The sequence below is a fragment of the Pseudoalteromonas sp. MB47 genome (assembly GCF_011319765.1).
GTDB lineage: Bacteria > Pseudomonadota > Gammaproteobacteria > Enterobacterales > Alteromonadaceae > Pseudoalteromonas > Pseudoalteromonas simplex.
In genome coordinates, this window is sequence record NZ_VFBD01000029.1 from 233458 (window position 1) to 245759 (window position 12302).

Below are 12302 nucleotides of genomic sequence, written 5' to 3' on the forward strand. Positions count from 1 at the left end.
TTATTTAACAGTCAACTCAAAAAGCCAAATTAAAATTAGTGCCATAGTGTTTACAAAAAACGTTGTAATTATAACACGTTACAAACTAAAAAAGGGCTGCGTTTTTATCTTGGGAATTTATGTAGACCCATTATTATCAGTCACTTAGCGTTTATTTGTTTGCTTGTTTTATTTGTCTTTTGTTCATCCAGAGCAACAAAAAAGGGCTAACAAGTTATTTACCTGGCGTTTTTTGGTGCTACTATGATAAAAATACAATAATACAATATAGAGTTATTTTTTGCTGCACTTTTACTGGTTTGTTTCGATGTAAACAATCAGTTACTCAGTATAATCAGGCATACACTGTGTATTATCTGGTCATTCAGAGCGAGCTCTAAGTACAAAAGCTGCAGTTCGAACAACAATTATTAGTAACAGAGGACACTCATGAAGAAATTGAAAGCGTTAGCGCTGCCATTGCTTTTTTCGAGCAGCTTAGCCGTTGCACAAAACCCATTATTCACCGATGTATTTACTGCAGATCCAGCAGCACTTGTTCACAATGACACCGTATACCTTTATACAGGTCATGATGAAGCACCTAATAATGATGTGTTTTTTGAAATGCACGACTGGTTAGTCTTTTCATCAACAGACATGGTGAACTGGAAAAAACACGGCCCAATCATGAAAGCAACCGACTTTAAATGGGCTAAGGGCGAAGCATGGGCTTCACACATGATTGAGCGTGATGGCACTTTTTATTTCTTTACAACCGTTCGTCACAACGACACAAAACCAGGTTTTGCAATTGGTGTTGCGACGTCTAAATCACCAACAGGTCCATTTAAAGACGCGATTGGCCATGCATTGGTTACCGATGACATGACCAAGCATACGCCAAATGATTGGGACGACATCGACCCTGCTATTTATACAGAAGAAAACGGCGATACTTACATGTTCTTTGGTAACCTAATGCCAAAATACGTAAAGCTAAGCGACGACTTACTGTCTCTTGATGGTGAAATTAAAACGCTAGATTTACCAAACTTTACCGAAGCGTTATGGGTTCATAAGAAAAACGACAACTACTATGTATCGTACGCATGTGAGTTCCCTGAGAAGATCTGTTATGCCATGAGTAAAAGCATTCATGGGCCGTGGGAATATAAAGGTATTTTGAATGAAATCGCAGGTAACAGCGAAACCAACCACCAATCAATCATCGAGTACAAAGGTAAAGACTACTTTATTTACCATACTGGTGCTGTACCACCGATTGATGGCAAACCAAGTGGCGGGCGTTTTCGTCGCTCAGTGGCGATTGAGCCACTTTACTACAACGAAGATGGCACACTTAAACGTATTATCATGACCACTGAAGGTCTAAGTAAACAAGACAAGTAATATCAAAAAGGGCTCTTTAAGAGCCCTTTTCAATGTTCAAATGTAATACAAATAAACAAATTTAACGGAAAATCCTCTCTTTCAGATAAGTAAAAAACTTCCCTAATAGCGCAAAAATACCGAAAAAAACGCCAAAAATGACAACTTGAGAAAATTAAAATCACACTGTACATATTGTAAACACTGATACTTCATGTTTACATACCAATTACCTTTGCAAAAGTATTTGCACATTTTAAATCATACTATAAAATTACAATACTACGTTCTTATTAGTTTGATATAGGCACGCGGCAATTTTATTGACAACAATCGAATAAAAAATGAATCCCAGTTTCAAGAGGACACATAAAATGAAATTAAATAAATTAGCCATGGTCATAGCCTGCTCTTTGGCTGTTACAGGTTGTGGCAAAGAAGATGGTACTAAGCTTGACACAGCACCAGCGGTTGCCGACCCGCAAAGTGCAAAACCGACAGTAAGCAGCAGTGTTGAATACACTGAATCAGGTAGCGTAATGGTTACCAATGTAAGCGTGCACGATCCTTCTGTCGTTAAAGTTGACGACACTTATTATATTTTTGGTTCACACCTTGCTGCCGCTAAATCAACTGATCTCTTGAACTGGGAAATGATTTCGAGCCTTTCAGCTAACGCAGCCGTTAATGAAAGCCCATTATTCGATTACAACTACACAGGTGAAATTGCCGAAGGTATTGAGTGGACAGACGGCTTCACAGGAAACTGGGCTGCCGATGTAATCAAAGCACCAAATGGTAAATTTTGGTTCTACTATAACCATTGTGCACAAGACAACCCAGATACCGCAGATGTGGTTGATGAAGTATGCTGGAACCGCTCTTACCTTGGTTTAGCTGAAGCTGACAATATTGAAGGCCCATATAAAAACAAAGGTATTTTCTTACGCAGTGGTTATCGCTCAGAAGCTGAATTTACAGCTTACCCACTTGATAACGGCCAAACAACATGGAATGGTGCCGTTGATCCTAACGCAATCGATCCAGCGGCATTCTATGATGCTGACGGCAAACTTTGGATGGTTTACGGTTCATACTCTGGCGGTATTTTCGTGCTAGCAATGGACGAAGAAACGGGTATGCCAGAAGCTGGCCAAGGCTATGGTAAAAAGCTAGTAGGCGGCGACTTCCGTGCAATGGAAGGTGCATTTGTTATGTACAGCCCAGAAAGTGAATACTACTACTTATTCTACTCAGTAGCTGGTTTTGCGCTAAATGATGGTTACAACATTCGTGTTGCTCGTTCTAAAACACCAGATGGTCCTTACCTAGATAACGCAGGCAACGATATTTCAACATTGGGCGGCTTAGAAGTTGGTGAAAAACTAATGGGCGGCTTTGAGTACACGCAAGAACTTGGCGAAACAGCACCAGCATGGGGCTACCAATCACCAGGTCATAACTCAGCTTACTACGATGAAGCGACAGGTCGTCATATCTTAGTTACGCATACGCGCTTCCCGCAAACATCGACTGAGTTCCCAACCATTTCAGAAGCGCACCAAGTTCGCGTACATGAAATGTTTATAAACTCATTAGGTTGGCCTATGGCTTCACCGCAGCGCTATGTGCCGCTTGAAGGCGACAACATGGTTGTGGCGGATGAACTTTATGGTTATTACAAATTTATCAACCATGGTAACGATGTAAATACAGATGCTATTCGTTCAATGCATATTGCTTTAAACGAAGATCACTCAGTAACCGGTGATGATCCAGGCATCTGGTACATGATTGATGACTCAAATATTAAACTTGAGTTAGATTCAGGTACTTACTTTGGCGTGGCTAAATGGCAATGGGATGATGCAACTAAAGCAATGGCTGTTACTGTATCAGCTACATCAAGCGAAGGCGCTACCATTTGGGCAAGTAAACGAGATGAAATCACAGATACAGCAAACGTTCTGGGCACTGTTCAAGAAGCACTTGATATCAAAACTGAATTATCAATCGCTGACGAAGGCTACTCATTACCAACCAAAGGTAAAGACGGTGCTGCAATTAACTGGGAAAGTAGTGATGAATACTACATCACCAGTGAAGGCTCAGTATTCATTCCAACCCCAGATCGCGGTGATAAAGCGGTTACTTTAACGGCTAATATCTCTTTAAACGGCGAGAGCACAACCAAAACATTTAATGTAAACCTAGAAGCGCGCCCAGAATTTAAAAATGCGATTGCACACTATGCATTTGAAGATTCACTCAGTGATGGTTTAGGAAACCTTGATGATGCGGGTGTAACAGATAACAACCTATTAAATGTGGGTGCTGGTACAGCTGCATACGCAGAAGGTAAAACAGGTAAAGCATTTAACTTTGACGGTGCAACGGGCGTACGTTTACCTGATGAGTTAGTAACAGGTGATGAGTACACTATTTCGTACTGGTTTAAGCCAACAGTACTGACTAACTTCACGCCTACATTCTTCGCATCAACGTCTGATGCACGTTGGATGAGCTTGATCCCAGGTAGTACACACTTTACAACAACACCAATGCTTTGGAGCCGCTATTTAGCTGATGATGGCACAGATATGTGGAACCAAATCATCTCTGACTCACCAGCGGTAATGGATTGGAATCATATTGCCATCACTTATGCTAATGGCACAGCAACACTTTATCGTGATGGTGTCCTTTCTGGTACTATGCCTCGCCCTGATTTTTTTAGCACACAAACAGGTAACTTTGCGCTGGGTGTGAACTACGGTTGGGACTTACCTTTCCAAGGTCAAATTGATGAGTTTATCGTCTATGACTACGCGCTAAACGGCCTAGATATTAATGGTGCGGCTATCAATAACCTGACAGATCCAACTAAATTCGAGAGCTTCATTACTGATGCGCTTGATTTAGGTGATGTTTCTGCAGTACGTGATAGCTTTGAATTACCACGAGTAGGTCCATTTGTATCTGGTATTAGCTGGACGTCAAACAACGAAGAGTACTTAAAACCGGTTAATGGCACAGCTGTTGTTACACAACCTAGCGCATCTGCTGGCGACCAAGTTGTAACATTAACTGCAACCATTAAGTACAAAGACTTTACGGATACTAAGTCATTCGATGTAACCTTAAAATCACTTGCACCTGCTGAATACAGCTTCGAAGGTGACCTAAGTGCATTAAACGGTGCGTATGCAGCGGGTAAATCAACGGGTGGTTTCATCAATAATACAGGCGGTAGCGTAAGCTATGTTGACGGTGTAATTGGTCAAGCAATATTCCTAGAAGGTTCAGGTGTTCGTTTACCGGATAACCTAATCACGACTAATGACTACTCTGTATCTATGTGGCTTAAACCAGAAAGCTTCACAGATTACACAACAGCGTTCTTTGCCGGCGCAAGTGCAAACGCATGGTTAAGTTATGTACCATCGATGGCAGGCTCAGCGCTAACGCGTTTATGGGCAAATAACGGTGCCTTCTTCGATAATGCAGAACTAGATAGCCGTATTCCAGCAAAAGAATGGACACATGTTGCATTCACTGTTGATGGTACGAACGGTGATGTACTGAAGATGTATGTTAATGGTGAACTACAGCTAGAAACCGATGGCTTCCCACGTGTATTCACGGTTCCTGGTGAAACAAATGAGTTTGCTCTAGGTGTTAACTACTGGGATACGCCATACCACGGTGCTATCGATGAACTGAAAATTTTCAACGGTGCGATTAGCGCTGAAGAAATAAAAGCACTCTTTGATGCAGCTGCTGCACAAGAGTAACAAAGTGAGGTGAGCTGCCTCACCTCAACTATTTGTTGTCTGGAAAGGCCGGGTGAAAACCCGGCTTTTTTCTAAAGCTTTAGTACCTTTTGCCGATACATACATATCATTCACTTTCATCGCTCTCATTATGGCTATTAACTCATTAGCAAGTGCGTTAACTAACTCAAACGCAGATACAGCAAGCAGTAATACCAACTCAAAAGTAGGCTACAAACTCAGCAACCAAGCAATGAATAAGCTCTCTGGTCGTGAAGTAGAGCCCGCTCAAAAAGAAGAAATATCTAGCGAACTCCCCGCACATATTCGCAAAATGGTTGAACAACTTGAAAAGCTCAAAGAACAACTCGAACTTGCCAAAGAGCAATTAGCCAAACTGCAAGCACTCAAAAACCAAGAAGATGAAACTGTAAAAGTGCAAGTTGAAACACAGACCAAGATGGTTATGGAAATCCAAACGCAAATAATGTCTCTTAGCCAATCAATTAGCGATGCGCTAAAAGAAGCTGGTATTAGCGATCCCGGAGTGCTAATGAGTGTGTTAGTTTGATGAAGGCTTTGAGCTTTAAGTCTCAAGATTTGCTCTTGCAACTTTCCCCTTGCTCACTCCTCATATAACACCCAAAAGTGAGTCAAAACCCAGTGAATATGCGGGCTCTGAAATATCGAGTGCGGAAATACGAAACTTCCTTTGCGGCTAAAATCAGTTATCTCATCTGTCATCCAGGCACACTACCACAATAGAGAAAAGTTAAACATTTAACTTTAAAATCAAAGCCATAACATTAAGAAAACAAAAGATTTAACCTTCTAATAAGTTCGAAATTAAAGCTCTCCTAGAATTAAATCAAAGCTTAACCTTATCAAAACCCCGCTGAGCAATACTTTATTAGTATAGAAATTAGCCAACTCAATCGTACTATGGACTCCCCCTATCAACGAAGTGAGGGCGTGTTATGCGTCAAATTTTATTACTTTCTGTAAATGGATTTACGCTACAAAGGTTTTTATTAATGACATGTCTTTGGATGTGCTTTTTTGCCACAGCCGATGAAACAAACCCAATTCTTACCGCAAGATCATGGTTAACTTTAGTGGACAATGCTGAATATATAAAAAGCTGGGAACAAACTGATCCACAATTTAAAGCAAAGACTCCACAAACAAAATGGCTTAAAGCATTAGATTACGCGCGAGTTCCTCTTGGTAGAGTGATGTCTAGAACTTACTTTTCCACTTCAGAGTATTCATCACTTTCGGGATTACCTGATGGCGAGTATTTAGTTATTAAATTTAAAACCGAATTCATTAATCAAGACAGTGCCATGGAAACAATCAGTTTGAGTAAAAATAATGGCCAGTGGCAACCTTTAGGTTATTTTATTAATTAGGAGTTTGTAAAGGTTGAGATGGATTATGTTGGGTTTCGCTTCGCTCAAACCAACCTACCCGAAGAATGAGTAGGGCGAGTAATATGGTAGGCGTCACGCTTGCTTGGCACGTCATGAAAGCAATACCCTACGAGCAGACAAACATATCACCAACATACCCCACCGCTCAGCTAAAAACTGACAGCTGAAGGCTGACAGCCACAAAAAAGCCACTCATAAATGAAGTGGCTTTGGTTGAGTCGATTTTTTACTTATAACTTAATTTGGTTCACGCAAATGGAACACTTGGCACTTATTACCTAAATCAGGTTGTTGTGCGAAGTTAGTGTTTTCAGCTAAACCACAGTTACTTAAGCCAAGCGCTTGTTTTGTGTAGCGGTTGATAAGCATCACACCACCACCTTCTACTGGAGCAATGCGCCACTGTGCTGTTTTCGCCGCACAAGAAGCCATCTCTACGTTGGCACCGGGTACTAAGGCGTTATCAGCCACCGCAGCACAGAAATCGCTGTCAGCGCTTTGTTTAAGGCTTACATAGCCTGTATCTGTTGGTGTGAAGAACCATTGCTGTGCATCTTTATGCGTGTAAGCTTGTTGCTCAACATTGGTACCCGCTTTAACCGTACCAGCCACACTAAGTGCTTTACCACTTTGTTGGCTTAATACGACAACACTGCCCATAGGGCGTAATTGCCAGTCGCCACACGCTGTTGCGTCGCTTTGCTGTAAAACCGCTTGGTTTTGTGCGGCAGAACAACCAGCAACCGCTAATGGCTTGCCTGTGTAACGGTTGGTAATAGAGACATTACCATCTGTACTTGGTGCTACTTTCCATTGCTGGCAGAAGTTATTACGCCATGCTGCAGATTGTACTTTAGCGTTATCTGCGTCATTACAGCTTTCAAGCTCTAAGAACTTGCTGTCTTCACGGTTAGCTAAACGAACAAAACCATCTGTTGTTGCATCAATAACCCATTGACCATTGGTGCTTGCACACTGACGTTGCACAGCACGTGCATCTTGTGGATCAGCTGCGATGTCTAAACATAAGCCACTTGTTGCATTCACTAATTGATAGCGCTGACCTTGTACTCGCGTTACCAGTGGACCGTATTCACCTGATGGCGGAGCTACTTCAACGCCTGGTGTTAATGGTTTACCAAAGCTTGGCGTGCCATCGTCGTTCCAAGTAAATTTTTGCGCACGTAATGAACGAGTCGCACTACAACCGTGCTCTACCGAATCATTACCGTGATAAACTAACCAGTCTTCTGTACCGTCTGGCGATGTGAAAAAGCCGTTGTGACCTGGGCCAAACACTTCTTCTGTACGCTCAAATACTGGCTTGTCGTATTTTTTCCAGCTGCTCGCTTTAAGCGGATCGTCACCAACAAGCTCAAGCATACCTAGTTTGTAATCTGGGGTATTACAGAAGCTTGCTGAGTACGTCATAAACGTACGACCATTGTGCTGTAAAATTTCAGCACCTTCAGTTACTTTACGACCACTGATTTCCCAATCTAGCTCAGGGCGGGTAATCACCGTATGCGGTGAGTTCTCTTTCAGTGTCCACGGATCTTCCATTTCAGCAATAATGTTTAATTGCTGATCACCCTGCCATTGTGAGTAGATCACATATAGCTTGTCTTTGTATGTTAAGTAGTTTCCGTCGATGTTCCATACGTTAGGCATTAATGCGCCCTTGTATTCATATGGACCCATAGGGTCATCACCGGCACTTTCTAATACGTTTAAGTGTTGGTTATCTAAAGTGCCATCAGTACCAGCTGTATACATCATGTACCAACGGTAGCCGTTTGGTCCTTTTAGGCGGTGGAACTCAAACGCCCAAAAGTTACAACAGCGCTCAGGGTTTGAATCAGACCAAACATTGACAGGTGTTGCATCAGCAAGGCCTGCTAGTGTTGGTGATTTACGCATCACTAACTCAGATGTCCATGTTGTTGTGGTTAGGTAATAGTTACCATCCCAATACTCAAGCCATGGATCGGCGCCATTAGGAAAAAGTGGATTGGTAAAAATACCATTATCTTGGATTGGCGCTTTTTCTGTGGCTGCCACGTCAGTTTTTTTAGCTGTGTTGTCTTCAGCTGTAGTCTGACAGCCCGTCAGAGCGCTAAACGACAAGGCAAATAGGCTAGCTAAACCAGCCTTTTGCATTGCGTTTTTAAGCTTTGTTGTTTTCACGTTTGTGTTCCTTTATTTTGTACCAAATTCGTACACGATGCGTGTTGAATACACGTCACCTGGCAGTAATGTTGTACTTGGGAACGTTGGCTGATTAGGTGCATCAGGGAAATGCTGTGGCTCTAAACAAAAACCACTTCTGAAATTATGCACTAAGCCAGACGCTTGCTGAGTACTACCATCTAAGAAGTTACCTGAATAAAACTGTACTGCAGGCTCTTCTGTGTAAACTGTTAACGTACGGCCTGAGTTTGCTTCGTAAACCGTCGCAGCTTCTACAAGCTCATTGCTTGGCGTGTCTTTAAGCACAAAGTTATGATCATAACCTTTACCAAGTTTCAGTTGTTCGTTGCTTGCTTTGATATCTTGACCAATTGCTTTAGCAGTACGGAAGTCAAACGGTGTGCCAGCCACATCCATCAACTCACCCGTTGGGATCAAGCCGCCATCCACAGGCGTAATTGCTTTTGCGTTAATTTGCATTTGGTGATCAAGAATGTCGCCTTTACCCGCTAGGTTAAAGTAGCTGTGTTGCGTCATATTGATGATGGTAGGCTTGCTTGTCGTAGCAATAAACTGCATATCTAACGTGTTGTTATTCGTTAGCGTGTAAGTCACTTCTGTCGTCACTTCACCCGGGTAACCTTGGTCACCATCAGGGCTCACTAAACTTAAGGTAACACCTGCGCTGTTTTGCGTCGTGAATGGTGTCATGTTCCATACTTTCTTATCAAAGCCTTGCACACCACCATGTAAGTGGTTGTCACCGTCGTTGGTTGCTAATTGGTATTCAGTGCCATTTAACGTAAATTTACCGTTTGCGATACGGTTACCAAAACGACCGATGATTGCACCGTAGTAAGTTGTCGCCTTTGTGTATGCTTCTAGGTTATCTAAACCCAGTACAATATTACCCATTTCGCCTTTTGCATCTGGCGTTTCAATACGCGTGATAATGCCGCCGTAGTTAATTACATCAACGCTAATACCATTGCTGTTAGTCAACGTTACTTGATTAACTGGGGTCTGATCAGCAAGTACGCCATAGGCCGTCATTGATGCTGAAGGGGAAGTCGTCATATTGTCTCCTTGATGAGCACACGCTGGTGTAAGGGCAATCCCACATGTCACCAACAATGCATAAAGCCCGCGCGACTTTTTCGTGTTCGAACTGGCTGTTTGATGAGTTGTTTTTAAACCTTGGAAAACACATTGCAATGACATATGAATAACCTTTTTGTAATTGTATTTATAGTTTTATAATACAAATGCAGGTGTCATTGCAAATTTAATCGCTAAAGTTGGATTTTGCCGTCTTTCACCATGATGCAATCCATCCCCGCACTTTTGGCGGCTTGGTAGCCAATTTGCGTGTCTTCAAACACCACACATTGACTTGGTTCAACACCTAAAAGCGCTGCCACTTTTAAGAATGTTTCTGGGTTCGGCTTACCTTTACTAACATCACTGGCAGTCACTAAGGCACCAATTTTATTAATTAAATTCGTATCTGTTAGATGATCAATTGCATGTTCGCGATCAGCCCCCGTGCCCACGCCCATTGGCAATACACCATGGTACTTTTCAAGTACTGCGACGGTTTCGTCAATCACTAGTGGATGATGTTGTAAATCAATCCAAAACTGGTGTTTATCTTTTGCCACAACCAAGGGGTCATGATCTAAACCAAATTTTTCGTTAAGCATTTCAATTGTTTTAACGGTCGGAATGCCACCTAAGCTATACATGTAGTCGTAATCGAATGGATAGCCATAGGCTTCGCAAGCTTTTTGCCATGCCTGTAAGTGACTGCCCATTGAGTCAATTAAGGTGCCATCCATATCAAAAATAATGCCTTGGTAGGCGCTTAAATCGATCATATCTACTCCTAAAATGTTTCGCTTCACAATAGCATAAGCCAGCGAAGAGCGTGGCTCATCACTGGCTTAATCGACAACAAAATTTGGGGTGAACGTGCTCACACACAGCACGTTCTAGTACATAGAGTACTAATTCTTACAGGCCACGTTTTAGCATGTAGTAAGCTGCGTTATGACGAAGCTCTGTTTTGAAACCACGGATCGTCGTATCGTTATCGATGATCATCGTTTCAACGCCAGCCATTTCAGCAAAATCGATAATCATATCGGTTGTTACTGCTTGGCTGTATGCAGTGTGGTGTGCACCACCGGCGTGGATCCATGCAGCTGATGCTACAGATAGATTTGGTTTTGGTTCCCAAAGCGCTGAAGCAACAGGTAAGTGAGGTAAATCAGCTGGCGGAGCCACTGTGTCTACTTCGTTGATTAAGATACGGAAACGGTTACCCATATCAATTGGTGATACGTTGATTGCAGCACCCGGTTTTGCAGTAAACAATAAACGACCTACATCACATTTAACACCAATAGTGTGCTGGTGAACTTCAAGGCGTGGTTTTTGTGCTGCAATTGAAGGACACACTTCTAACATGTGCGCGCCAAGTACTTGGTCAGTCTCACCCATGTTGTAAGTGTAATCTTCCATGAATGAACAACCACCGTCACGGCCTTCACCCATTACTTTCATGATGCGAACCATAGCAGCTGTTTTCCAGTCACCCTCACCACCGTAACCATAGCCTTTCGACATTAGGCGTTGTGTAGCAAGACCCGGAAGACCAGAAAGACCTGATAAGTCTTCAAAACAGTTAGTGAATGCTTTAAAGCCGCCTTTCTCTAAGAAACGCTCCATACCAAGCTCTAAACGTGCTTCGTTACGTAGCATTTTCACTGCGTAATCGTCTTGTAGAGTTTCGTCAGCAATTACGTAGTCTTGCTTATATAGCTCTAACTGTGCATCGATTTCGTCTTCTGTGATTGTATCAACCACTTTTACAAGCTCAGCGACACCAAACGCGTGTACTTCATAACCAAAAGTAATTTGCGCTGAAACCTTGTTACCTTCAGTAACTGCAACTTGACGCATGTTGTCGCCAAAACGCGCAACTTTAAGTGTTTGGCTTTCTGCCCAACCTTTTGCCGCACGACACCAGTCATCTAACTGCTGTTGTACGTCAGCACGTTGCCAGTGACCTGCAACCACTTTACGCTCTTTACGCATTACAGTACCGATGAAACCGAACTCACGGTCACCGTGTGCACTTTGGTGCGTATTCATGTAGTTCATGTTGATGTCAGACCAAGGAAGGGCTGCATTGAACTGAGTATGAAGGTGTAACCAAGGCTTACGTAATTCGCTTAGGCCAGCAATCCACATTTTCGCAGGTGAGAAAGTGTGCATCCATAATACTAAACCAACACAGTTAGGATCCGTATTTGCCGCTTGGCAAACAGCGTGAATTTCTTCAGGTGACTTAACGGTAGGCTTACATACCAAGTTTACTGGTAGGTTCGCTTCGCTGTTTAAGCCCGCTACAATTGCTTCGCTGTCTTTGGCAACCGTTTCTAACACCTTAGGACCATAAAGATGTTGTGAGCCGGTAACAAACCAGACTTCTTTCGTCATCGTCGTCATGTTAATAATCCTCTAAATTCTT

Annotated in this window: 8 protein-coding genes; 4 read left to right on the top strand and 4 right to left on the bottom strand. The window is 42.5% G+C overall.

Features of this window, described 5'->3' with window-relative positions:
- Window positions 1-429: 429 nt before the first annotated feature.
- The 4 genes from IMPJCBKJ_RS17380 to IMPJCBKJ_RS17395 all read left to right on the top strand — a co-directional run bounded on the left by IMPJCBKJ_RS17380 (window position 430) and on the right by IMPJCBKJ_RS17395 (window position 6556).
- On the top strand, window positions 430-1392 hold the full coding sequence (locus IMPJCBKJ_RS17380) for a glycoside hydrolase family 43 protein (protein ID WP_138599117.1): 963 nt from the start codon (window positions 430-432) through the stop codon (window positions 1390-1392).
- Window positions 1393-1745: 353 nt separating this feature from the next.
- A complete protein-coding gene (locus tag IMPJCBKJ_RS17385; RefSeq protein ID WP_166341259.1) occupies window positions 1746-5165 on the top strand; it encodes a LamG-like jellyroll fold domain-containing protein in 3420 nt (1139 codons plus the stop codon).
- Window positions 5166-5217: 52 nt separating this feature from the next.
- Window positions 5218-5715 (top strand): hypothetical protein, encoded by a 498-nt coding sequence (locus tag IMPJCBKJ_RS17390; protein WP_346774171.1) that lies wholly within the window; start codon window positions 5218-5220, stop codon window positions 5713-5715.
- Between the two features lie 406 nt (window positions 5716-6121).
- Complete coding sequence (locus IMPJCBKJ_RS17395) at window positions 6122-6556, top strand: DUF4019 domain-containing protein (protein ID WP_082389222.1); 435 nt, start codon at window positions 6122-6124, stop codon at window positions 6554-6556.
- Window positions 6557-6814: 258 nt separating this feature from the next.
- On the opposite strand, the gene IMPJCBKJ_RS17400 is transcribed toward IMPJCBKJ_RS17395, so the two are convergent.
- The 4 genes from IMPJCBKJ_RS17400 to araA all read right to left on the bottom strand — a co-directional run bounded on the left by IMPJCBKJ_RS17400 (window position 6815) and on the right by araA (window position 12280).
- Window positions 6815-8764, bottom strand: a complete 1950-nt coding sequence (locus tag IMPJCBKJ_RS17400; RefSeq protein ID WP_346774172.1) for a family 43 glycosylhydrolase — start codon at window positions 8762-8764, stop codon at window positions 6815-6817.
- A gap of 12 nt (window positions 8765-8776) precedes the next feature.
- The gene (locus IMPJCBKJ_RS17405) at window positions 8777-9988 is read right to left on the bottom strand and encodes an aldose epimerase family protein (RefSeq protein WP_063700834.1); all 1212 of its coding nucleotides are present in this window, start codon (window positions 9986-9988) and stop codon (window positions 8777-8779) included.
- A 71-nt stretch (window positions 9989-10059) separates the two neighbouring features.
- Window positions 10060-10644, bottom strand: coding sequence for a beta-phosphoglucomutase family hydrolase (locus IMPJCBKJ_RS17410; protein WP_166341261.1), 585 nt, complete (start codon window positions 10642-10644; stop codon window positions 10060-10062).
- Between the two features lie 136 nt (window positions 10645-10780).
- Window positions 10781-12280: an L-arabinose isomerase gene (gene araA / locus IMPJCBKJ_RS17415; protein ID WP_166341263.1), complete on the bottom strand. Its 1500-nt coding sequence runs from the start codon at window positions 12278-12280 to the stop codon at window positions 10781-10783.
- Between the last annotated feature and the right edge of the window lie 22 nt (window positions 12281-12302).